This window comes from Streptomyces sp. a15 (assembly GCF_059026085.1).
The window spans coordinates 1-19,596 of record NZ_JBWLKM010000125.1 but is presented as its reverse complement, the minus strand read 5'-3'; the positions used below and the strand labels follow the sequence as shown (position 1 = coordinate 19,596).

Sequence of the window (19,596 nt, the reverse complement as noted above, 5' to 3'; positions counted from 1 at the left end):
CAACCCCTGGACCCCCAACCACGCTTGAACGGTAGAGACCGTGGAGAGCCCGGTGCGGTGAGAGTCGCACGCCGGGTTCGGCGAGCGGCACGGAGAAACGGACCGGTGGCAACACCGGCACCGCGCTCCGTGCCGACTCAACAGTACGGGGTGTCGGCGGCAATGCGGTCGATCGGCAGCAGGGTGCCGTCGAGGATGACGAACGCCTTGGCCCGGATCGTCCTCATCGCCTCGGCCAGGGACGGGCCCAGGGTGGACAGGACCTCGACGGCTTCACGTAAGTAGCGGTAGACGGTCGCGATCCCGATGCCGAAGCCGACGGCAATCTGGGCGTAAGTGTCACCGCACCTCAGGTGGCCAGGGCGAGCAGGCCCTGACGTGCGGCGGAAAGCCGCCGCCACCGTGTCCCGATCTCCTGCCGCCGGGCTGCCAGTTGTCCGGTCAGGAACCGCAAGGTGCGGCTGGACAGACCAATCGAGGACGGATGAACAAGCACGCGAAGCTCCTGGCGGACACGGGCGATCGCACGCTGATTTTCGAACGTCCGAGGCTCCCGGCCCGGACGCGCTGGGGCATCCAGCAGTCCAGGTCCCACCCTGGCACATCACCGTACGTCCCGCGGCTGTCCTGTTCATCCATCAGGCCATTGACCGTCCGGTGCTGCTGGCCTCGGCCGGCGGGAAGCGGGCGGCCGCGAGGCGTTACGGCGCCTGCTCGCCCGTCGCGGCGTCACGTTCCAGCGCACCAAGACCTGGAAGGAGTCCCTGGCTCCCGAACGGGAGATGAAGCTGGACCGGATCGTCCGAGGCGGGCGGTTGACGGTGCGAGGGCGGTCGCCCTCCAAGGGCGGCCGAAAGACGCATGCCGGGCGGTGTTGTCAGGAGGGTGGCCAGGTACGCAGGGAGGCGTCGGCCATCTCCTGGAGTTCATCGCGGCAGACACCGCTCGCGGCTTGTACGGCGATGCCGTAGGCGAAGGTGGTGAGGTAGCGGGCCAGTAGCCCCGGATCGGTCTCGGGGGGCAGGTCGCCGTCGTCGACGGCTCGCTGGAACCGCTCCCGGATGCAGGAGTAGCCGTTGTTGCGCCAGGCGACGAGCAGGTCACGGACTTCCTGCCCGGAGTTGCTGGTGGTCAGGGCGCCCTGGACGCCCAGACACCCATGCGGATGGGCCGGGCGGGTGGTGGTTCGAACGGTGCCGGCCAGGATTGCGGTGGCGACGCCGAGGGCGGTCGGCTCCTCCAGGGCCCGGGCCAGGTACGCGCTCGGGCCTTCCGTGTAGCGCTCCAGGGCCTTGCGGAACAGCTCCTCCTTGTTGCCGAAGGCTGCGTACATGCTGGTGGTGGAGATACCCATCGCGTCGGTCAGGCCGGCCAGGCTGGCCCCTTCGTAGCCGTGCTCCCAGAAGACCAGCATGGCGCGCTCGAGAGCTTCGTCGGCGTCGAATCCTCGCGGTCGGCCGATGGGGCCGCTCTGTTTGGTCTCCACTCCCGCAGTCTACCTCTTCCGCAGCGATCGCTGCGGAAGTGCTACTGTTCGACTTCCGCAACGATCGCTGCACAACTCGAAGGGCTACTCACATGGGATTACTTGAGGGAAAGACCGCTCTCGTCACCGGGGGCAGCGCCGGAATCGGCCTGGCCAGTGCCGTCCGGCTGGCGGCCGAGGGCGCACACGTGTTCATCACCGGCCGGCGCAAGACCGAACTCGACGCGGCTGTCGAAGTGATCGGTCCAGCGGCTACCGCGGTGACCGGCGACATCTCGAACCTGGCCGACCTGGACCTTCTCTACGAGACGATCCGCAGCCGGGGACAGGGCCTGGACGTACTCTTCGCGAACGCCTCCGTCGCCTCGCTCGTGCCGCTGGAGCAGGTCACCGAGGAGCACTTCGACACCCTCTTCGGCATCAACGTCCGGGGCATGCTGTTCACCGTGCAGAAGGCGCTGCCCCTGCTCAACGACGGCGCTTCGGTCATCTTGAACGGCTCGACCAACGTGGACGTCGGCGATGAGGCGCTCGGCGTGTACGCGGCGACCAAGGCCGCCACCCGGTCGTTCTCCCGGACCTGGGCCAACGAACTCAAGGGGCGCGGCATCCGGGTCAACACCGTCACGCCCGGCCCGACCGATACCCCTGCGCTGTCGGGGCTCACTCCCGACCCGGAGCGGTTCCAGCAGCAACTGGCGGCGCGTGTGCCGATGGGCCGGCTCGGACGCCCGGAAGAGATCGCCGCCGCCGTGACCTTCCTCGCCTGCGAACAGAGCAGCTTCATCACTGGTTCGAGCCTGTACGTCGACGGCGGCCTGAACCAGATCTGAGCGGCGGAGCCACTGACCTCGCCAGGAGTGGCTCTGATCGGTGGACATCTTCCTCGGCGATGGCCGGCACGGCGAGGCCGTGGAGGGCGTCGCGTCTCCTCTGCATTCGGTCGCGGCCCCGATCCGGAGGAGCCCCACAGAAGGGCCATCTAGGCGACGAGTCCGATGGTATGGACGAGTTCATCAACGACCGGACCACCCTGAACGGTGAGCCGGCCACCCGGGACGACCTCATCGCGGTTCAGAGGCATGCATGACGTGGACGCGGTTCCGGACCTCCACTGGGAACTCAAGGAACTGCTCTTCGACGGTGACCGTCTGGCTGCGCGTCTGCTCAACACGGGTACCCCGGTGAAGCAATGGCTCGGTGTGGCTCCCACCGGCGCCTCGTTCGAGATCGTCGAGTACGCCATCTACCAGGTCCGCAACGGGCGGTTCGTGCACATGACCGCCCTGCACGACGCCGGCGAACTTCTCCGGCAGCTGACCGGCTGACCTCCGGAATCAGCGCCAGCAACACAAAGAACAGTCCGCACATCACCAACGGCCCCCTCGGGCCACATAACTCATGAGGATACGCATGACCACCACACTGATCACCGGGGCCAACAAGGGCATCGGCTTCGAGACAGCCAGACAGCTTCTGGCGTTGGGCCACGTTGTCTACATCGGCGCTCGTGACGTCGAGCGAGGTGAGAAGGCCGCGGCGGCGCTCGGCGCACGGTTCGTGCAGCTCGACGTGACGGAGGACGCATCGGTGACCAGCGCGCTGGCGACGATCAACTCGGCCGAGGGCCGGCTCGACGTCCTGGTGAACAACGCGGGCATCTTGGGGAACGGAGTAACCGACGGTCCCACGGCACTCCGGGCCTTTGACACCAACGCGGTGGGAATCGTGCGCGTCACTGAGGCGGCGCTTCCCCTGCTGCGCAAGTCCTCGAACCCAACCGTGGTCACCGTTTCCAGCAGTGCCGGGTCCTTCTGGGCAGTGACCAATCCAGACCGGCCGGAGTTCAACTTGCCGTTGGCGCTCTACTCTGCGTCCAAGTCCGCAGCCACCATGCTCACAGTCCAGTACGCCAAGTCCCAGCCGGGCATCAAGTTCAACGCAGTCGAGCCCGGCACCACCGCGACCGACCTGACCGCGGCATTCGGAATCGGAAGGACGCCGGAAGAAAGTGCCAGGGTCGTCGTGCGTCTCGCAACTCTCGACGCGGACGGTCCGACAGGAACGTTCCAGGACGAAAACGGGGAAGTGCCCTGGTAGCTCTGTGGGAATGGTCGGGACACCCTGCCTGAGCCGTCCCCGACCATCCCCACAGGCCCTCTCGCCGCACACACATCCGCGATCACGCCGCAGCCTACGTTCCGCTCCGACCACTTATCTCCATCCGGACCCGACCACCATCCAGGAACAGGAACACCAGCACCCCTCGACTGCGTCCGCGGCCACCCGCAGTCGAGATCCGGCCGACGGACCCGTCGGTGAGACAAGTGTGGTAGCTCGCATAAACGGGGAGCTGATCGTGTGGAAGTCCGGACGGCTCGCGTTCGAGCGCCTGCAGGACCGGCTGCAGCGGCGCGGTGCCGTGGCGGCCCGGCTCGCTGCCCATGCCTGCTCCGTGCGCTACGGGCCTGGGCTGACGCCTAGCACGACGCCTTTTCCACATCGCTCACCACAGTCGCGTTGCCGCTTCCGCAGCATGTGGCGGTTTGAAGCCCCCCGGCAGGGCGGCTCCGAAGGGCCAATTCCCTTCATCTCCTGCGCAGCATCACATTCAGAGCTTCCTACATAAACTCCTCCTGCGTTCGTGGCGCGCTCCGTGCCAGAACCGAGTTCGGGCAGCACCTGTTGATCGCAGAACCTAGAAATGTCAGCGAGAAATGACACCGGTGCGGCAGTAGCCCGTCACATCGGGAGGGAGCGCAGACGCACTGGCGGTGAGGGCCAGTAGGCGTTATCGCGCAGGGGCGTCACCATGGTCCGCAGCGGCATGGTCACCAAGCGGTTTCCAGGTTGTTCGACGAGTACTTCCTTGTCGAGTGGATGCCATCCGAGGCGCTGGTAAAGCGGCACGAGGGGAGGTCGGCAAAACAGGAGCGCGTGGTGAGGACCCATCGTGCGAGCGTGGTCGAGTGCCGCTGTGACCACGAGCCGAGCCAATCCCCGGCCTTGCATGTCGGGTGCGACGGCCACTCCACCGACGCCCACCACCTCTGTCTCGGCGTCGCCGATCGCAACGGGCAGCCGTAGCAAGCCAGCGTGTGCTACAAGCCGGTCGCCGTGTCTGATACCGAAGTGTTCTTCTTTGGGACGCCAGGTCAGACCGGTCGCGGCAACTCCGAAGGGATCAGCGCCGTCGCCGAGGATCTCGTCCTGCTCAGTCCTCGTGTACCGAGGGAGCCGCAGTACAGTCGGCGCTACAGCGGATTGCTTCTCAGACATCCCCACATGATGGTCTCTCCTCCGAGGACTGGCCAAGCGATTGCTCAGCCGATCATGAGAAAGGGTCTGGTGCGAGGTCAGCCCGCGGCGGCGTCCTGGGCTACGGCCCGGGCCTGGGTGATGGCGACACGGCCACCGCGGTCAGACGCTGCGCGGTCGACGTCCCGACGTCTTCTTCGCCGCCGCCTTCTTCGCGGAGTCTTCTTGGCCCGGCTGCTTCTTCGCTGCCGTCTTCTTCTTCGTGGTCTTCTTCGCCGGCAGGTCGCGCACTTCGGCTTCCGCACCCTCACCGCGGGAGGCCTTGGCCTGCTGCACGGGCTCTGTCAGAGCGGCCAGGAGGTCCAGAACCTTGCCCGGCTCCCCGGGCTCCGGCGCCTCGGGCAGCTCACGGTCTCCCGCTTCGCTCCGATGATCTTCGCCATGGCATCGGTGTAGCGTCCTGGAACTCCGCCCCGTCGAGATCCTCGCGGCTCATGCTCTCCATCAGGGCGAGCGCACCCTCGATCTCGTCCTCCGACAGCTCCACGGGCGGCGGCAGCAGCTCAGACGGGGCGCGGATCTCGTCCGGCCACCGCATCGCGTGCAAAACGACCGCGTCCTCGCGCACCCGCAACAATCCCAGCCTCTCCCTGCCGGACACGCATACTTCGCCACGGCCACCTTCGAAGACCTGGCCAGGGCCTGGCGCAGCAGCTTGTACGGCTTCGCTGCGACCTAGCCGTCCGGAACGAGGTAGTAGCCCTCGCCGAGGCACTGTCCGGCCGGCTGCGGCCCGGGAATGCCGGCGCCAACACCGCGAGCGACCACTTACGGTGCTCGACCAGGCGCTCTCGCAGATCCCCGACGCCCACCGGCGCGGCACCGACTCCTCATCCGCACCGACGGCGCCGGATCGGCAAAAGCGTTCCTCGCTCATGTCCGCGACCTGCGCAAACGAAGAATCCGTACCTTCTTCCCGATCGGATACGCCATCACCGGGCCGGTCCGACGCGCTGTCCGGGCCATGCCCGACCATCTCTGGCATCCTGCCCTGGACCAGGACGGGACAGTGCGTGCCGGGGCGCAGGTCGCCGAACTGATCTGCATGGTCGACCTGGACGGCTACCCAGCCGGCACCCGCATCATCGTGCGGCGGGAACGGCCGCACCCCGGAGCCCAGTTGTCCCTGTTGGACCAGGACGAGGTCCTGCGGCATCAGGTGTTCCTCACCGACATCCCTTCCCCGGCGGTGGCTCCGCCCAGTTCCTGGAGGTCCGTCACCGCGGCCATGCACGCGTCGAAGACCGCATCCGGTGCGGCAAGACCACCGGCTTCGGCCGCTTCCCGTCCCGCGACTTCAACGTCAAGGCCGCCTGGCTCGAACTCAGCCTCACAGCGATCGACCTGCTGGCCTGGATGCCCGTCCTGCTGCTGGACGGTGAACTCGCGTCTGCCGAGCCGAAGAAGCTCCGCTCTACCGGCTGCTGCACGTCGCCGCACGCCTCACCCGCGGCGGTCGGCCTCTGCGCTTACGGATATCGGCGACCTGGCCCTGGAGACACGAACTCGCCACGGCATTCCATCGCCTCGCCGCACTGCCCCGTCCCGCCGGCTGATCGGCAGCCCCCTGCCCGCCCACGACCCGAAAGACCTGGGAGAACCCGGCCACCGCGCTGGGGATCCGCCATGCCCGAGCAGCGAAGCACTCGCCCACCCCTACAGCTGAAGATCAGCGACGTCCCCGAGCTCCAGCTCAGCTACCAGCCGCAAGGTAACTGGCAGGTAGCTCTCGCGTCGACAGACGTAGAGATCAAGCTAGCCTCGCTGTTTGAGTTGGGTGATGAGCGGAGGGGCAGCGGTAGCGGGGCAGCAGAGCACGGTCCGCATACTGCGGGCGCTGTACAAACGGCTGGACCGGCTCCAGGACACCGCGCCCGCCATGGAGGCGACCACCAGCGTCTCCCCCTGATCGTCGCCCGGCGCCGCACCCCCGTCGGCTCCGGGCGACTACCACGAAGCCCCCGGCGGCCCGCTCTGCACCAGCGGTCGCCGGGGGCTTCTCCATTGACTGCCGGGTCAGCTTCCGGTTGTGCAGCAAACGGACATCCGCACCGCGCCGACCTGCGTTTTTAGGTCAGAAGGCAAGGACCTGGCTGGGCATGCGCCTGTCAGACCATGCTGTGCGGAAGTGAGGGTGGGGGGCACACCGCTCCTCCGAAGCCCGCTGATGAGGAGAATCCATGAAGCGCATCCGCAATGCCGCCGTGTCGACCGCCTTGACCGCGATCGTCATAGCCGGCGGCACCGTGCTGGCGGCCAGCCCGGCCTCCGCCGCGCCGACCCGCGACGTGGCCGCCTCCGGCCCTGTCAATGCGTCCGCCTATTACTGCGGCTACGACAACCGTGTGACACCGCCCACCATCCGCTACGGCAGCTCCGGCAACACGGTCCGCGAGGCCCAGTGTTTGCTCATTTCGCTCGGCTACTCCGTCGGCTCGTCCGGGATCGACGGCCAATTCGGTCCCGCCACCCGGTCCGCCGTCTACGCCCTGCAGGCCGACTACGGGCTCTCGTACGACGGCATCGTCGGCCCGCAGACCTGGAACTGCCTGCGCAACTGCTGATCGCCGCGCGGCGAGCCGCCCCGGTCCCCCGGGGCGGCTTCCTCCGTTCCGCACCACCGAGGAAGGAATCGCTCATGCCATCCCTACGCTCGATTGCGGCGGCCGCGGCAGCCGCCGCCCTGACCGCCGGTCTCGGCACGCCGGCCGCCGCCCTCACCGCCGCCCCCAACGCCGCGCCCGCCGACGTCCGGCCGGCCGCCTGGTACTGCGGCTACGACAACCGTCCCACGCCACCCTCCGTAAGCCCCGGCAGCACCGGCAACACGGTCCGGGAACTGCAGTGCCTGCTGACCCAGTGCGCCTACTACACGGGTCCCATCAACGGCGTCTTCGACAGGGCGACAGCGGCCGCCCTCCGCGCCTTCCAGAACGACCACGGCATCCCCTATGACGGTGTCGTCGGCCCCCAGACCTGGACCGCGCTGCGCACCTGCGACGTGGCCTAGGCATCAGGGGCCAGCCGCCCTGAGCAGCGCCGATCCCAGCGGGGTCGGGGTGTGCACCACGGTGTTGCCCCGACGCGTCGAGGTGGTCAGGCCCGCCGCCCGCAGCGTCGTGGCGTGAAGACTCGCCGTGGGCGCGGTGACTCCCGTGCGGCGGGCCAGTTCACCTGTGGTGCAGCTGTTTCCGATGGCCGTGAGGCACGCGGCCCTCGTCGGTCCCAGCAGATTCGCCAGCGCCCGGCCCCCGGGGGCGTGGTCGGGGCCGGTCCACCACTCCGGTCCCCGCTCGACCGGATACATCAGCACCGGCGGCAGCCCCGGGTGGACGACGGTCACGGGCCAGCGCCAGCAGAACGCGGAGGGCGCCAGCACCAGCCCCCGCCCGGCCAGCCGGATCTCGCGCTCCACCGGGTGGCCCACCTCAAGCACCGGTGCCTGCCACAGCATCGTCGGCCGCATCGCCGCCAGCAGCCCTTCGGTCCCGTGGTCGAGCACGGTGCGGGCCCGGGCGGCGCGTTCCGCGTCGACGAGTGACCGCACCCGCGGCCAGAAGGGGGCGATCGCCACGTGGTGGTACGCACGAAGTGCCGCGCCGAGCCGCGCCAGCGCTGCCGGCTCGCCCTCCGCCAACGGCCGCAGCCACGACGGCGCCCCCGGCAGCGCTGACAGCTCCCGCCGCAGCCGGACACGCGGGGTGCCGAGCACCGCCTCGATCCCCGCCTCCAGCCCCTGCCCCGCTCGCTGCGGAGTCAGGAAACCAGGGAGGTCGCCCGCCGGAGACACCAGATGGCGCAGCAGTCGCACATACCGCTGCGGAAGTCGACAGAGCCGGTCGCGGACCTGCGCCCGCCACGGGTCGAAGACAGCACCGCCCCAAGTGCCGCGGAGCAGCCTGATGCTCATCACGGTTTCCCATAGGGGGTCCGGTCCGCTCGCGAACCTGACCCGGCTGAGATCCTCATTCGTGATATGCACGCGCAGCATTGCATCCCCCGCAACACGGCTGTCCCCCGGCTTACCGCGGCTCACTGTGCACTACATTCGTCACGGCCAGGAAGCTCTTTTACGCCACACCTGTCGGCGTACGGACTTCTTTTGCTTTAGCAAGAATTTCGAAGGCGGAGATCATCTGGGTGCGGTGGTCGCCGGAGCCGCGTAACGGCGGCGTAGGTGGGCGATCAGCACGACGCGGTGGCGGAGGAGGGGAACCCCGGCGCGTCCCGCCATGATGCGTTTCGGAGCTTGACGTCGGTGATGCGGCCTTCGTCGACACCTGAGTTGTAGGGGGTGGCGATCCCCTGGGTGACCGCCTGCCGGCCTTCCCGCAGGGCTGTGGCGATGCCGGCGAGGGGCGCCAGTCCGCTGGAAGCGGGCTGGTCGCATTCCGGCGAACTGGCGGACCACATCGTGGGTGCGGCGGAGTTCCGGGCAGTGTTTCGTCACAAGACGCCGGGTAGTGGAGCGGAGTATCGGATGGACCATGATGCATCGCCGCCTCGCCCGCGACTACGAGACCCTGCCCGCCAGTTCCGAAGCCATGATTCACATTGCCTCGATCGACAACCTCGCCAAGCGCATAACGGACGAGACCACACCCACCTGGCGAAGAACCTACTGGGAATTAAGCGGCAATTCGCCTACATCAAACGCCCTCTTAACCGGGCCGCTCAGCAACTCCGCTCGACCAAGGACTGAAGGAGCGTACCCGGCGACTCTTTGGAGCGATATCGATAGAGTCCGAGAGACGACTGGCCGATTCGCGCGCCGACTTGGAGCATCCGTGCGCCAGAACGCGAGGGACCGGCCGAGGACGGACCACAGCACTGCGTTGCGCCCCCACTCCGGGTCGATGATCATGATCTGCCAGGCCCGGGCGCCCTCGCCTACGGCCCGCCGGTCGCACCCCGGCGGGATTCGGCGCACCGCGGGGGGCGACACCCGGTCCCTATCCCGGCGTTGATCCAAGCCTCACCGTCGTGACGTCGACCGCGCCCTTTCACCGTTCTCCTCGACGCAGCTTCCCGGCCGGTACGCCCGTAGCCGTCCCGTTCCCCGCGCGGCCGCGCCCCCGCAAGCCGGTCGACCACGACCGCCGCGGCCGGCGTGTGGTCCGGCGCCACGCGAAGGGGTGACCGCGGCTGCCGTCACGGCGACCCTCAAGGACGCCCGCTTCGACGCGCGCCAGGACTACCGCCACGAGCCTCTGGCCGGCGACGAACGCGGCCGGGCGGAGCTCGCGGAGTGGGAACGCATCGACCAGCTGCTCGCCGCCACGGCCCCGGGCACCGCCTACGACCCGGACACCGACCCGCGCGTCCAGGAGGAGCGGGAGCCCACCTTTCGCCCCTCTTTACTCCAGCCGTAGTGGTGGATCTCGGGCTGCCATCGATAAGCAGCCGAGTACGTGAAAGTGAGCGGAGTGAGGACTCACTCATTGACGGAGTGAGTCCTCACTCCGTACTCTTGCGGTCATGACAGCACCTAAGGAGAACCAGACCACCCGCCGCCGCGCCCCCGCCATGTCGCCGGAGCAGCGCCGCGAAATGATCATCCAGACCGCGATCCCGCTGATCGCCGAGTACGGAGCCGCGGTGACGACCGCGAAGATCGCCCGCGCCGCGGGCATCGGCGAGGGAACGATCTTCCGGGTCTTCGCCGACAAGGACGAGCTGCTGCAGGCCTGCATGGCCGAAGCGCTCTCCCCCGAGCACGCGGTCCGCGAGCTCGACGCGATCGACGTGTCTCAGCCGCTGCCCGACCGGCTCGCGGAGGCGGCCGAGGCGCTGCAGGCGCACCTGTCCAGGATGGGCGCGATCGCCGGCTCGCTGGGGCATCGCGGCGGCAAGCACCCCGGCACGGTGCGCGGCGCGGGCCGCACCGAGTCGACGACCCGTATCCGCGCGGCCCTCGTGGATCTGCTGGAGCCCGACAAGGCCTCCCTGCGCCGGCCGCCGGAGCAGATCGCGGCCCTCTTCTTCGGGCTGCTCTTCACCCAGCCGCGTACGGAGGACGAGCCCGACCTGACCCCGCAGGAGCTGGTGGAGGTCTTCCTGCACGGGGCGTTCTCGGGAGGCGCCAAGTGAGCGCGCGGAGAAGGCGCCTGGGGGTTACGGCCCTGGCCGTCCTGACCCCCGTCCTGGTGTGGCTGGTCGCGGACCCACTGCTGGGGCACCGGCTGCGGATCGCCGACGGCGAGCAGACGCTCGACATCGGCGCCGTGGCCGTGGCGGTCGTCGCACTGCTCGCGTCGCTCTCCGGCTGGGGACTGCTTGCCGCCCTGGAGCGGTTCGTGGCGCGGCGCGCCCGCGCCCTCTGGACCGGGCTGGCCGGCGCCGTACTGGCCGTGTCCTTCCTGCCGTTCATCGGCGACGGCATGGACGGCGGCACCCGGGTCTCCCTCGCTCTGATGCACCTGGCGGTGGCGGCGGTGCTGATCCCGGGGCTACACGGCAGGTCCCCCGGGGCGGGAGCCGGTGCCGCCAGGGGGTGACCGCCAACACCAAGTACGCCGCGAACAGCACCAGATGGAGGCGGCTCTGCTGAAGGTTGTCCCGCAATGTCCAGCTGCTTGTTCCCGATGGCTGCTCAGGGGTGCAGTCGCGGTGCCTCTTGGCCTGCAGGTGTCCTGGCATGGTCAGAGGTGCCCAGCCAGGCGCGGATGCGTGTGATGGCTTCGTCCACGATGGTGGGTGGGGCGCCGGAGGACTCGATCGAAGTGCGGGCTATTGCGGCGAGTTGGTGGTCGCTGAGAGCGAAGGCTGAGCGGGCCGTTTCGTACTCCTCCAGCAAGCCGGGGCCAAACAGGAGGGGATCGTCGGCGTTGAGGGTGCAGCGGACGCCGGCGTGCAGCAGCAGCGGGAGGGGGTGGGCGGACAGGGACTTCACGACGCCGAGGGCGACGTTCGAGGTGGGGCAGACGTCGAGGACTACGCCTTCCGCAGCCAGGCGGGTGAGGAGTGCCGGGTCCTCCACCGCTCGTACGCCGTGGGCGATGCGCCGCGCGCCGAGGACGTCGAGGGCGGCGCGAACGCTGGCCGGGCCGGCGAGTTCGCCTGCGTGCGGGGCGGAGATCAGCCCGACGTCACGGGCGATGGCAAAGGCCCCGGCGAACGGCTCCGGAGAATACCGGGCTTCGTCCCCGGCAAGGCCGAATGCTACCACCCCGTCGTCTGCCCGGCGGGCCGCGAGCCGGGCGGTCTCGATGGCCTCGGAAGGATCGGCGTTACGCCGGGCGAACACCACGACGCCGAAGCCGATGCCCAACCGGGCAGCCGTTCGGCGGCCTTCGTCGATCACCGCGTCCAGCACGTCGAGCGCGGCATGCGGATCGGCCTCGTAGGTCAGCGGGTTCACGTGTGGCTCGATCCATACCGCTCCGTCCGCGGCGGCGTCCTCGACCACCTCCCGCACCAACCGCAGCAGGTTCTCCCGCGGGCCCTCGCGGACCAGCCGCGCGGCGACACGGTACAAGGGCATGAAGTCCTCGAACGACGCGAAGTCGCCGCGCAGGTCCGGTGGTTGGTCGCCATGCTCGTCGGCGAGTTCCGCGAGGGTGGCAGGGCGCATCGCGCCCTCGAGATGCAGATGGAGATGGGCCTTCGGCAGACCGGCCAGGCTTCGCATGGCGCATCACTCTACGGTCATGTCGATGAGGATCATTTGAAGTGCGACGATCATCATGTGACTGGTGTGATTGCGGCGTCGAATCCTTCCTGGACAGCCCCGTTCACCGGGTTGAGCCCGCAGTTGTTCCGCAAGCTGGTGACCGCACTGCGCCGTGAGGGCGTTGATGCGGTGACGCCGGGCAGGCCCTGGAGCCTGCCGTTGCAGGACCGCGTGCTGCTGGTGGCCGCCTACTGGCGCACGACCTGACGTGCGGCAGCTTGCTCCGCTGTTCGGCGTCTCGAACACCGCAGGCCAGCAGGCATGCCGGAGATCAATTACGGGACAGCCTCAGCCCGGCTCAACGCCTGCCCCGTAACGACTCAACTGGCCGCACATCCGGGCCTTCGCCCAGCACTTGTACGACGCCCGCGAGAAATCTGCTCAGCAGATCGCCGGCCTGTTCGGAGTGCCGAGATCCACGGTGTACGGCCACTTTGAGACAACCACTGGACGCTTCGCCAGCCGAAGGTCACTGTTGCCGAAGCCACGTCCTCATCGGGCACCGCCCCGTGATCCAGGATGGTTCGTCGTGCATCGCTCAAGGTGCAGCCACGGCCTCGGCCTCGGCCAGCGGGGGCAGATGCCGGATGGTGCGGCTCAACGTGGCGCCCAAAGCCACGACCGCCATGACGGACGCGATCGACAGCAGAGCGGCCGTCACACCCCAGCGGTCCAGGATCAGTCCCGAGGCGAGCGGCCCGACCGGGGTCACCGCGCTGCCGATGAGGGCGAGGCTACTGATCACTCGACCCTGCAAGTGGTCGGGCGTGATGGTTACCTGGTAGGTGTACAAGATCGCGTTGGCCGCCGGAGCCAGGAAGAACGCCACGGCCAGCAGCGGCCCGATGGCCCAGGCGGTGGGATGGACGGCCATTGCGGGGATAGCCGCGGCCGCCACCCAGAACATCGCCAGGACGACCGACGCCGGGTTGCACCGCTGCAGCCGGGGGGCCGCCAGCGCGCCCAGTAGTCCCCCGGCGCCGGAGATCGCCATCATCAGGCCGACATCGGCCGGTGCGGCGCCGCTCTGCCGGGCGGCGACGATCACGGTGAAGGTCAGCGCGGAGAACACCAGGCTGAAGCCCGCGGCCGTCACCAGCAGGACGCGCAGGAACCGCTGCCTCCAGGTCCAGCGCAGGCCCTCGGTGATGTCGCGCAGGAGAGTGCGCGACCTGTCCGCGGCTCGGGTGGCGGGCGTCGGGGATTTGATGGCGAGGACCGCGGCGAAGGACAGCAGGTAGGCCAGGAGCTCTCCGGCAAGAGGGACTGTTCTCCCCAGGTTGAACAGCAGGCCGCCCAGCGGAGGGCCGGCGATCGAGGCTCCGTACTGGCGGGCTTCGTTGTGCGCGAGGGCCTGAGGCAGGTGTTCGGCGGGAACCACGCGCCGTAGCATCGCTGTCTCCGCCGGCTGGAAGAACACGCCGCAGGCGCCGCTGATCACAGCCGCGGTGAGCAGCATCCGCCAGTCGAGCAACCTGAGCAGCGAACCGGCGACGGTGGCGGCGAGAAGAGCGGCTCGCATGAGATCGCAGCTGAGCATCGTGCGCCGCCGATCCCACCGGTCGACCAGGGCGCCCGCCGGCAGGCGCAACGCGATGCCGGCGGTCATTGCGGCAGATCCGATCAGCCCGGCGTGGACGGCTGAACCGGTCAGTTCCAGCGCCAGCAGAGGGTAAGCGACGGAGGCGACCTGGGATCCCAGCGTCGAAGCCAAGGCGGCGCTCCAGAGGAGGACGAAGTCGCGGTTGCGGCGCAGTGGCTCAGCCATGATCGCGATTATGTACAATCTTTAAAAAATGTACAACTCCGAGTGGTGAGGAACTGCCGCCCTGTGCAGACACCGATGCCGGCGCAGTGCCCTTCACCGAGGCGCGCCCAGCTGGCCGAGCTGATGGGGCGGGTGGCGTACGGCGGCGAGCGGATCGTGCTCAGCCGCCATGGCAAGCCGGTGGTCGCTTCGGTGTCGATCGCCGATCTGGAAAGGCTTCAAGCAACGTCCAAACGGCGGTGCTGAGCAGGTCATCACCCTGGAGGGGTCGTCGTTCGTCCGTACCGGGACGCCCCCTGCTCCGCCACACCGTCCGGACATCGTGGCCCAGGATGTCCGCCGGGGGACGCCTCCTGCTGCATCTCCACTAAATGTGATGCAGCAGGACGTTGGTTCCACGAGGTCCTCGAACGTGAGCTGCTGTGGGACGGTGCCGAGTGGTTCCGGCGGATGGTCGAAGGTGATGCGGTAGCCGCTGCCGCAAGGTCGGCTGATCGGCGGCTTCCCGCCGAGGGCGGCGTGCGGGCGCTCGCTACTTCATTCTCGCTCGCCGACAAGGATGGCAAGCAGATCGGTTACCTCCAGCGCCGTCACCACGACTGTGCTGCCCGGGGTGAGTGTCGACGAGCGAATCGTGCCGGTGGCGAAGGATACGAGCAGTGGCGGCACCGCGGACACCAGCACGGCCACGGTAACCGGGGTGGACCGGGTGCCCACGCCGTAACGGTCGAGACAGTTACCGCTCCCGGACTGCGTAGGTCAGGTGGGTCACCCGCTGCGTCGGCTCCGCGCGGACCGGCTCCAGGGCCACGCGGCCCGCGTCCACGCCCTCGAACAGGCGGATTCCGGAGCCGAACAGCACGGGTGAGAGCGCGATTGAGAACTCGTCGATCAGGCCGGCGTTCACGTACTCCAGGATCGTTGCGCCGCCGCCCGCGATGCGGACGTCTCGGTCGCCGGCGGCCTCGCGGGCCTGGTCGAGGGCGGACTCGATGCCGTCGTTGACGAAGTGGAAGGTGGTCCCGCCCGGCCGCTCCCAGGGGTCACGCTTCTCGTGCGTCACGACGAACACCGGCGTGTGGAACGGCGCCTCCTCCGGCCACATCTGCTCGCCGGCGTCGAACATGCGCTTACCCATCACGCTCGCGCCGGTGCGCTCGAACGTCTCCCGCACGATGTCGTTGTCGCGCCCCTCCTTACCGCCCTCACCCAGCTTCAGGTTCTCCCGGAAGAACCGCAGCGGGAAGATCCACCGCTGGAGCTCCATCCACTGCTGCCCCATCAAGTCCTCGGAGGACTCGGGCGCCATGAACCCGTCCAGCGACATCGACACGCTGAAGAACACCTTCCCGGCCATCAGCCCTCAACGCCCTTCCGAACGGTCTCGGTGACGTAGGCAGCCAGGTTGCTCAGCGTCTGCTGACCGCCCTCGATCGCGTGGTACTTCTCGACCGCCTCGTCGCGCAGCTCCTTGGTGGGGAACACCGTGCGCATCTCGATCCGGGTCGCCGCGCCGTCGGGCGCGAACGTGAGGACCGACTCGAAGGCGTTCGGGTCGCCGCGGGACTCACCGTGCAGCAGCGCGATCCCCTCCGGCGGCACGATCTCGGTCCAGGAGATCCACTCCTGGTAGTCCGTCCCGTCCGGCCCGTGCATCACGAAGTCCCACTCCCCGCCGACGCGGAACTCGAAGGACCGCGTGGTGGTGGTGAACCCCTCCGGCCCCCACCACCGCGACAGGTGCCGCACCTCGGTGAACGCCTCGAACACCAGCTCCCGTGGGGCGTCGATGACCCGGGAGATCACGATCTCGCGGTCGGCCGTCGCGGACTGCGCCGGCGCGTCCCGTCCTGTCGCTGCCATTGGTCACTCCTCCTGCCTTGCCTGCTTGAGGTCCTGCACGTACGCGTCCAGCCGGTCGAAGCTCTCGTTCCAGAACCGCTCGAACCCGCCGGCCCACTCGTGCACCGGTCGCAGCCCGCGGGCGTCAAGGCCGTACAGGCGCTGCTTACCTGCCTTGCGGTCCCGCACCAGCCCGACCTCCCGGAGCACGCGCAGGTGTTTGGACGCCCCCGGCTGGGTCATCCCCAGCTCCTGGGCCAACTCGGTCACCGGCCGCTCACCCGCCCGCAGCAGCACCAGGATCTCCCGGCGCTGCGGCTCTGCGATCGCGTTGAAGACGTCCGACGTCGTCGCTGCTCGTGCCATGGCAGCCATCATATTCCCATATCGGCATGCGCCAAGGCGAGAGGCATCAAGCGGGTCTAGTCGGATGCCGATTGCAACCCTTGTCAGCGGCTGCGGGAATCGCGTATCCCGCAGATGGCACGGGCGACGGCGCCGGGGAGGGCGATGGGCGAGCAGCACGCCACCGGCTGGTGGCCGACGCCACGGTCGGCGTCATCGCCAACCCGATGTCGGGCCGCGACATCCGGCGGCTCGTCGCGAGCGCGTCCGTGTTCCCCAACGCCGAGAAGGCAACCTGGGTGGTCCGACTGACGGCCGCCGCCGGAGCGCTCGGCGTGGGCCGCGCCCCATCGACCTGGCACTGCAGGGCACCTCGGGCGCCTTCCGCCGCTACTGCATGTGGCTGTTGCCGGCCTTCTACTACGAGGAACTGGCCGGCGAGTTGTCACTCTCCAACATGCCGCGCACCTACCGAGCCGAGGCCATGCTGAAGCTACACCGCCCTCGTGGCGAACCCGCCAGGTTCACCAGTGGGGTAGTGAAACAGGCGGACAGGGTCCGAGCCGAGATCGCCTTCACCGTGGGTTTGAGCGTGACGATCGACCTGCCTGCCATCGCGTCCGTGCTCGCGCATTCCGTCGGATCCCGGAGCGGGGAGGGTCAACCGGGCCAGGTGCCTGTGAGGCGGCGGGTGGCGGTGGCGCCGCCGCGGTCGACGGCGGCTTTGACGCCGGCGAAGATCGCGCCCTGCAGGACGGCTGCCGACACCACCTCGCGCCAGGTGCGGTGCTCGTCAGTGGCGTCGGGGGCGTCCTCATCGTGCCCGAGCTTCTTCCAGACCTGCTTGAACAATCCGCCGGCCAGGACGCCGCTGAGGGCGCCCATGGTTATGCCGACCGGCTTGTAGGCGATCTTCGAGGCTTTCATCGGTGCCTCCTGGAACGCCGGATGAGCAGTACCGCGATGAGTGCGCCGGCGGCGGCGAGCAGCGGGGTGCGCTTGTCCCGCGCCGCTTGCATGCCCTGGCCGGCCTTCTCGCGTACCGGTTCAGGGGCCTTGTCCCGGGCCAGTTCCGCGACGTGCACGGCCTGGCCGCGGACCTGCTCGGTCGCCGCGGCGGCCTTGGTACGCACCGGCTCGGGGGTCCTTTCCTGTACCGCGTGGGCCGCGTGCGCGGCCTTGTCCCTCAGCTGGGTCCTGACCTGGGTGGTCTTCTCGGTGACCTGCTGTTTGACGGCCTTCGTCTTCTCCTGGGCGCGGGTCTTGACGTCGCTCTTCGCCGCGAGCGCCTCGACGGTCTCGCCGAGGTCCTCACGGGTCGCCTCCACCCGTTCACGCAGTTCCTCAGGGGAACGGGTTGCCTCATCGCCCGTGTGCGGCTTGTCCTTGGTCATCGCTGTGCCCTCTCCTTGATCTCGGCCGCATCGGCCTTGACGCTGTCCACGGTCCGCTGGGGCGTCGGTGGGGATGCCTTGCTGACTTGCTGCTTGCCGAGCGCCGCCATCAGCGCGGTGACGGCGGCCAGGACGCCTGTGACGATCAGCGCCGCCACCCACACATCCATGGCCAGCGACAGCGCGGCGATCACGGTGACCACCAGCGCCTGCAGGGTGAGCACACCCACCAGGCCGGCGCCGCCGAAGAGGCCACCGCCCTTGCCGAACCGCTTGCCCTTCTCGGTCATCTCCGCCTGCGCCAGCCGCATCTCGTCACGGACCAGCTGCGACAACTGCTGCGAGGCACGCTGGACCAGGTCGCCCACCGGTTCCTGCGCTCCGGCATCGGTGCGGTGGGAGCTGTCTGCTGTCATGGGTGCTCACCTGCCCTTCGACGGCGTGTGTGGCAGGCCCGGCGGCCGTTCGTTCGCCCTCGCGCGGCCATGGCCTGCCCGGTCGTCTGACCGGCTGTCCGAGTACCCCCACGTCAGCGCATCACCGCCCGTCAGAACACATGTCGCCTCAGCACACATGTCGCCTCAGCAGACGCGGTGCGCCGCGTACCAGGGCGGCCGCGGCCGGACCGATCGCGCCCCCGCCGGCCACGTCGGAGAGGTAGCGGGCACCGCTGTGCACCCGCTCGGCGGCCACCGTCCCCGCCGGCACCCCACAGGCGGCACCGGCTGCCGGCCACACCGGCGCGACGGCACCCGCGAAGCGAAGGCCGCGGCGGTGTGCCCGGAAGGGAAGGAAGAGCTGTCCGGGCGCTCCTGGAGTTCCTCCGCCGGGACTCATTCCCGTGGCGGGCGGCGCCGCCGGTACAGCTTCTTGGCGACCGCAGTCGACAGCACCTGGGCCACCGTCATGGCAGCCACCCCCGCGGCTGCAGCCGTACGGCCGCGCCACCCACCGAAGGCGGCCATCGCTGTGGCCGTCGCCCACCACGGCTTGGTGTGCTCTGCCGCTTCCTGTACCGCGGGCGCGAGCCGCCGCGCCCAGAGCGGTACCGTCCGCATGCTGCCATGGTCGACAGGCTCGCGGTCTTCCTGGGGTGGATGCACCATCACGCTCTCCGGCGGCTCGGCACCCAAGACCACTTCCGACTGCCCCGGAGGTCTGCATCATCCCGGAACCCGCTCTCTCAGGTGACTCCCGAACGGACCTGCCAGGCGGGAGGCAGCCGCGCCGCCCCCTGAGACGGAGGCAGACATATCATCCGAAAACTGGCAGGCTGTGAGACCGTCACTCACTACGCCGAGGACCCCACCGCATGGCTCACGAAGCCCCGCCCATCCCTTCGGCCCCAGCTCCTCGCCCCGACCTTGCCCTGGCTCAGGATTGCAGGTACTGCCATGAGTGGGGCACCGTCGTCACGCCCGCGGGCCACCACGTGCTGTGCCCGGCCTGCCAGCACCGCACCAGCGAAGTCATCGACACACGGCTGCCTGAAGAACCGGTCGACCGCGCGTCCGCTCACCCGTAAGCCGTCGGCGCGCAGAGCGGCGTCCACGTCGCCCGCCTGAACCGCGGCCACGAATCGCTCGTTGGCCGAGCGCATCATGACCGACACCGCCTACCGCCTGCTGCCTGCTGCCTGCTGCCTGCTGCCTGCTGCCTGCCAGACGGCCCTGCCTCACTTCAGGTGTCGGCCCTAGTAGGACTCCGTTAGGTTGCTCTGGTTCTTGTGTTCTGGCTGGTGGTGGATGTTCTGGGCAGGGGGCGGTGGCAG

At 68.9% G+C, this 19,596-nt stretch carries 26 protein-coding genes and 6 pseudogenes; 14 read left to right on the top strand and 18 right to left on the bottom strand.

Annotation, left to right across the window (positions count from 1 at the left end; translation table 11 throughout):
* Nucleotides 1-143: 143 nt before the first annotated feature.
* Nucleotides 144-496: pseudogene (locus AC5P09_RS48185) on the bottom strand (transposase family protein); the annotation flags it as partial.
* 193 nt (nt 497-689) lie between these two features.
* Here AC5P09_RS48185 and AC5P09_RS48180 point away from each other — a divergent pair.
* Nucleotides 690-800 (top strand): annotated as a pseudogene (locus tag AC5P09_RS48180) (transposase); the annotation flags it as partial.
* Between the two features lie 77 nt (nt 801-877).
* Here the strand turns inward: AC5P09_RS48180 and AC5P09_RS48175 are convergent.
* Nucleotides 878-1,486, bottom strand: coding sequence for a TetR/AcrR family transcriptional regulator (locus tag AC5P09_RS48175; RefSeq protein ID WP_493880017.1), 609 nt, complete (start codon nt 1,484-1,486; stop codon nt 878-880).
* Nucleotides 1,487-1,578: 92 nt separating this feature from the next.
* Between AC5P09_RS48175 and AC5P09_RS48170 the strand changes: the two genes are divergently transcribed.
* The 3 genes from AC5P09_RS48170 (at nt 1,579) to AC5P09_RS48160 (ending at nt 3,586) form a co-directional block, all read left to right on the top strand.
* Nucleotides 1,579-2,319 (top strand): SDR family oxidoreductase, encoded by a 741-nt coding sequence (locus tag AC5P09_RS48170; RefSeq protein WP_493880016.1) that lies wholly within the window; start codon nt 1,579-1,581, stop codon nt 2,317-2,319.
* 249 nt (nt 2,320-2,568) lie between these two features.
* Nucleotides 2,569-2,814 carry an ester cyclase gene (locus AC5P09_RS48165; RefSeq protein WP_493880015.1) on the top strand — a complete coding sequence of 82 codons (246 nt, stop codon included), beginning with the start codon at nt 2,569-2,571 and terminating at the stop codon, nt 2,812-2,814.
* 85 nt (nt 2,815-2,899) lie between these two features.
* Nucleotides 2,900-3,586, top strand: coding sequence for an SDR family NAD(P)-dependent oxidoreductase (locus AC5P09_RS48160; protein ID WP_493880014.1), 687 nt, complete (start codon nt 2,900-2,902; stop codon nt 3,584-3,586).
* 642 nt (nt 3,587-4,228) lie between these two features.
* Here AC5P09_RS48160 and AC5P09_RS48155 read toward each other — a convergent pair.
* The 3 genes from AC5P09_RS48155 to AC5P09_RS48145 all read right to left on the bottom strand — a co-directional run bounded on the left by AC5P09_RS48155 (nt 4,229) and on the right by AC5P09_RS48145 (nt 5,405).
* Nucleotides 4,229-4,765: a GNAT family N-acetyltransferase gene (locus tag AC5P09_RS48155; protein WP_493880013.1), complete on the bottom strand. Its 537-nt coding sequence runs from the start codon at nt 4,763-4,765 to the stop codon at nt 4,229-4,231.
* Between the two features lie 141 nt (nt 4,766-4,906).
* Nucleotides 4,907-5,080 (bottom strand): hypothetical protein, encoded by a 174-nt coding sequence (locus AC5P09_RS48150; RefSeq protein WP_493880012.1) that lies wholly within the window; start codon nt 5,078-5,080, stop codon nt 4,907-4,909.
* Between the two features lie 70 nt (nt 5,081-5,150).
* Nucleotides 5,151-5,405, bottom strand: a complete 255-nt coding sequence (locus tag AC5P09_RS48145) for a hypothetical protein (RefSeq protein WP_493880011.1) — start codon at nt 5,403-5,405, stop codon at nt 5,151-5,153.
* 107 nt (nt 5,406-5,512) lie between these two features.
* Between AC5P09_RS48145 and AC5P09_RS48140 the strand changes: the two are divergent.
* From AC5P09_RS48140 to AC5P09_RS48125, 4 genes and pseudogenes are all read left to right on the top strand, one after another.
* Nucleotides 5,513-6,360: pseudogene (locus AC5P09_RS48140) on the top strand (transposase); the annotation flags it as partial.
* Between the two features lie 224 nt (nt 6,361-6,584).
* The gene (locus AC5P09_RS48135) at nt 6,585-6,713 is read left to right on the top strand and encodes a hypothetical protein (protein WP_493880010.1); all 129 of its coding nucleotides are present in this window, start codon (nt 6,585-6,587) and stop codon (nt 6,711-6,713) included.
* 271 nt (nt 6,714-6,984) lie between these two features.
* The gene (locus AC5P09_RS48130; protein WP_493880009.1) at nt 6,985-7,368 is read left to right on the top strand and encodes a peptidoglycan-binding domain-containing protein; all 384 of its coding nucleotides are present in this window, start codon (nt 6,985-6,987) and stop codon (nt 7,366-7,368) included.
* Nucleotides 7,369-7,442: 74 nt separating this feature from the next.
* A complete protein-coding gene (locus AC5P09_RS48125; RefSeq protein ID WP_493880008.1) occupies nt 7,443-7,814 on the top strand; it encodes a peptidoglycan-binding domain-containing protein in 372 nt (123 codons plus the stop codon).
* A gap of 3 nt (nt 7,815-7,817) precedes the next feature.
* Here the strand turns inward: AC5P09_RS48125 and AC5P09_RS48120 are convergent, their stop codons facing one another.
* On the bottom strand, nt 7,818-8,714 hold the full coding sequence (locus tag AC5P09_RS48120) for an ArsR/SmtB family transcription factor (protein WP_493880007.1): 897 nt from the start codon (nt 8,712-8,714) through the stop codon (nt 7,818-7,820).
* A 535-nt stretch (nt 8,715-9,249) separates the two neighbouring features.
* Between AC5P09_RS48120 and AC5P09_RS48115 the strand changes: the two are divergent.
* Nucleotides 9,250-9,426 (top strand): annotated as a pseudogene (locus tag AC5P09_RS48115) (IS5/IS1182 family transposase); the annotation flags it as partial.
* Here the strand turns inward: AC5P09_RS48115 and AC5P09_RS48110 are convergent.
* Nucleotides 9,423-9,734, bottom strand: a complete 312-nt coding sequence (locus AC5P09_RS48110) for a DUF6919 domain-containing protein (protein ID WP_493880006.1) — start codon at nt 9,732-9,734, stop codon at nt 9,423-9,425. The pseudogene AC5P09_RS48115 and the gene AC5P09_RS48110 overlap by 4 nt on opposite strands.
* 205 nt (nt 9,735-9,939) lie before the next feature.
* On the opposite strand from AC5P09_RS48110, the gene AC5P09_RS48105 reads away from it, so the two are divergent.
* The 3 genes from AC5P09_RS48105 to AC5P09_RS48095 all read left to right on the top strand — a co-directional run bounded on the left by AC5P09_RS48105 (nt 9,940) and on the right by AC5P09_RS48095 (nt 11,301).
* Nucleotides 9,940-10,176: a hypothetical protein gene (locus tag AC5P09_RS48105; RefSeq protein WP_493880005.1), complete on the top strand. Its 237-nt coding sequence runs from the start codon at nt 9,940-9,942 to the stop codon at nt 10,174-10,176.
* Nucleotides 10,177-10,282: 106 nt separating this feature from the next.
* On the top strand, nt 10,283-10,894 hold the full coding sequence (locus AC5P09_RS48100) for a TetR/AcrR family transcriptional regulator (RefSeq protein ID WP_493880004.1): 612 nt from the start codon (nt 10,283-10,285) through the stop codon (nt 10,892-10,894).
* Complete coding sequence (locus AC5P09_RS48095) at nt 10,891-11,301, top strand: DUF6069 family protein (RefSeq protein ID WP_493880003.1); 411 nt, start codon at nt 10,891-10,893, stop codon at nt 11,299-11,301. Before AC5P09_RS48100 ends, AC5P09_RS48095 begins: the two co-directional genes overlap by 4 nt.
* Before the next feature lie 95 nt (nt 11,302-11,396).
* On the opposite strand, the gene add is transcribed toward AC5P09_RS48095, so the two are convergent.
* Complete coding sequence (gene add, locus AC5P09_RS48090; RefSeq protein WP_493880002.1) at nt 11,397-12,377, bottom strand: adenosine deaminase; 981 nt, start codon at nt 12,375-12,377, stop codon at nt 11,397-11,399.
* 114 nt (nt 12,378-12,491) lie between these two features.
* Between add and AC5P09_RS48085 the strand changes: the two are divergent.
* A pseudogene (locus AC5P09_RS48085) lies at nt 12,492-12,735 on the top strand (transposase family protein); the annotation flags it as partial.
* Between the two features lie 279 nt (nt 12,736-13,014).
* On the opposite strand, the gene AC5P09_RS48080 reads toward AC5P09_RS48085, so the two are convergent.
* A complete protein-coding gene (locus AC5P09_RS48080; RefSeq protein WP_493880001.1) occupies nt 13,015-14,244 on the bottom strand; it encodes an MFS transporter in 1,230 nt (409 codons plus the stop codon).
* Nucleotides 14,245-14,319: 75 nt separating this feature from the next.
* On the opposite strand from AC5P09_RS48080, the pseudogene AC5P09_RS48075 reads away from it, so the two are divergent.
* Nucleotides 14,320-14,469, top strand: a pseudogene (locus AC5P09_RS48075) (type II toxin-antitoxin system Phd/YefM family antitoxin); the annotation flags it as partial.
* Between the two features lie 312 nt (nt 14,470-14,781).
* Here the strand turns inward: AC5P09_RS48075 and AC5P09_RS48070 are convergent.
* The 9 genes from AC5P09_RS48070 to AC5P09_RS48030 form a co-directional block, all read right to left on the bottom strand.
* Nucleotides 14,782-14,961 carry a hypothetical protein gene (locus AC5P09_RS48070; RefSeq protein WP_493880000.1) on the bottom strand — a complete coding sequence of 60 codons (180 nt, stop codon included), beginning with the start codon at nt 14,959-14,961 and terminating at the stop codon, nt 14,782-14,784.
* A gap of 19 nt (nt 14,962-14,980) precedes the next feature.
* Complete coding sequence (locus AC5P09_RS48065) at nt 14,981-15,601, bottom strand: dihydrofolate reductase family protein (RefSeq protein ID WP_493879999.1); 621 nt, start codon at nt 15,599-15,601, stop codon at nt 14,981-14,983.
* Nucleotides 15,601-16,107 (bottom strand): SRPBCC family protein, encoded by a 507-nt coding sequence (locus AC5P09_RS48060; RefSeq protein WP_493879998.1) that lies wholly within the window; start codon nt 16,105-16,107, stop codon nt 15,601-15,603. The genes AC5P09_RS48065 and AC5P09_RS48060 overlap by 1 nt, the downstream gene beginning before the upstream one ends.
* A gap of 3 nt (nt 16,108-16,110) precedes the next feature.
* Nucleotides 16,111-16,452: an ArsR/SmtB family transcription factor gene (locus tag AC5P09_RS48055; protein ID WP_128376371.1), complete on the bottom strand. Its 342-nt coding sequence runs from the start codon at nt 16,450-16,452 to the stop codon at nt 16,111-16,113.
* A gap of 639 nt (nt 16,453-17,091) precedes the next feature.
* Nucleotides 17,092-17,358 carry a DUF4235 domain-containing protein gene (locus AC5P09_RS48050; protein WP_493879997.1) on the bottom strand — a complete coding sequence of 89 codons (267 nt, stop codon included), beginning with the start codon at nt 17,356-17,358 and terminating at the stop codon, nt 17,092-17,094.
* Nucleotides 17,355-17,825, bottom strand: a complete 471-nt coding sequence (locus AC5P09_RS48045; protein WP_493879996.1) for a DUF3618 domain-containing protein — start codon at nt 17,823-17,825, stop codon at nt 17,355-17,357. Before AC5P09_RS48045 ends, AC5P09_RS48050 begins: the two co-directional genes overlap by 4 nt.
* A complete protein-coding gene (locus AC5P09_RS48040) occupies nt 17,822-18,241 on the bottom strand; it encodes a phage holin family protein (protein WP_493879995.1) in 420 nt (139 codons plus the stop codon). The genes AC5P09_RS48045 and AC5P09_RS48040 overlap by 4 nt, the downstream gene beginning before the upstream one ends.
* A 148-nt stretch (nt 18,242-18,389) precedes the next feature.
* Nucleotides 18,390-18,563 carry a hypothetical protein gene (locus AC5P09_RS48035; RefSeq protein WP_493879994.1) on the bottom strand — a complete coding sequence of 58 codons (174 nt, stop codon included), beginning with the start codon at nt 18,561-18,563 and terminating at the stop codon, nt 18,390-18,392.
* A gap of 95 nt (nt 18,564-18,658) precedes the next feature.
* Nucleotides 18,659-18,883: a hypothetical protein gene (locus AC5P09_RS48030; RefSeq protein ID WP_493879993.1), complete on the bottom strand. Its 225-nt coding sequence runs from the start codon at nt 18,881-18,883 to the stop codon at nt 18,659-18,661.
* Nucleotides 18,884-19,596: the final 713 nt, after the last annotated feature.

Coding starts and splice junctions, on each gene's coding strand:
- AC5P09_RS48040 (WP_493879995.1), bottom strand. CDS start 18,241: ATGACAGCAGACAGCTCCCACCGCACCGATGCCGGAGCGCAGGAACCG.
- AC5P09_RS48125 (WP_493880008.1), top strand. CDS start 7,443: ATGCCATCCCTACGCTCGATTGCGGCGGCCGCGGCAGCCGCCGCCCTG.
- AC5P09_RS48060 (WP_493879998.1), bottom strand. CDS start 16,107: ATGGCAGCGACAGGACGGGACGCGCCGGCGCAGTCCGCGACGGCCGAC.
- AC5P09_RS48080 (WP_493880001.1), bottom strand. CDS start 14,244: ATGGCTGAGCCACTGCGCCGCAACCGCGACTTCGTCCTCCTCTGGAGC.
- AC5P09_RS48130 (WP_493880009.1), top strand. CDS start 6,985: ATGAAGCGCATCCGCAATGCCGCCGTGTCGACCGCCTTGACCGCGATC.
- AC5P09_RS48170 (WP_493880016.1), top strand. CDS start 1,579: ATGGGATTACTTGAGGGAAAGACCGCTCTCGTCACCGGGGGCAGCGCC.
- AC5P09_RS48045 (WP_493879996.1), bottom strand. CDS start 17,825: ATGACCAAGGACAAGCCGCACACGGGCGATGAGGCAACCCGTTCCCCT.
- AC5P09_RS48065 (WP_493879999.1), bottom strand. CDS start 15,601: ATGGCCGGGAAGGTGTTCTTCAGCGTGTCGATGTCGCTGGACGGGTTC.
- AC5P09_RS48135 (WP_493880010.1), top strand. CDS start 6,585: ATGAGCGGAGGGGCAGCGGTAGCGGGGCAGCAGAGCACGGTCCGCATA.
- AC5P09_RS48055 (WP_128376371.1), bottom strand. CDS start 16,452: ATGGCACGAGCAGCGACGACGTCGGACGTCTTCAACGCGATCGCAGAG.
- AC5P09_RS48155 (WP_493880013.1), bottom strand. CDS start 4,765: ATGTCTGAGAAGCAATCCGCTGTAGCGCCGACTGTACTGCGGCTCCCT.
- AC5P09_RS48120 (WP_493880007.1), bottom strand. CDS start 8,714: ATGAGCATCAGGCTGCTCCGCGGCACTTGGGGCGGTGCTGTCTTCGAC.
- AC5P09_RS48050 (WP_493879997.1), bottom strand. CDS start 17,358: ATGAAAGCCTCGAAGATCGCCTACAAGCCGGTCGGCATAACCATGGGC.
- AC5P09_RS48165 (WP_493880015.1), top strand. CDS start 2,569: ATGCATGACGTGGACGCGGTTCCGGACCTCCACTGGGAACTCAAGGAA.
- AC5P09_RS48160 (WP_493880014.1), top strand. CDS start 2,900: ATGACCACCACACTGATCACCGGGGCCAACAAGGGCATCGGCTTCGAG.
- add (WP_493880002.1), bottom strand. CDS start 12,377: ATGCGCCCTGCCACCCTCGCGGAACTCGCCGACGAGCATGGCGACCAA.
- AC5P09_RS48030 (WP_493879993.1), bottom strand. CDS start 18,883: ATGCGGACGGTACCGCTCTGGGCGCGGCGGCTCGCGCCCGCGGTACAG.
- AC5P09_RS48100 (WP_493880004.1), top strand. CDS start 10,283: ATGACAGCACCTAAGGAGAACCAGACCACCCGCCGCCGCGCCCCCGCC.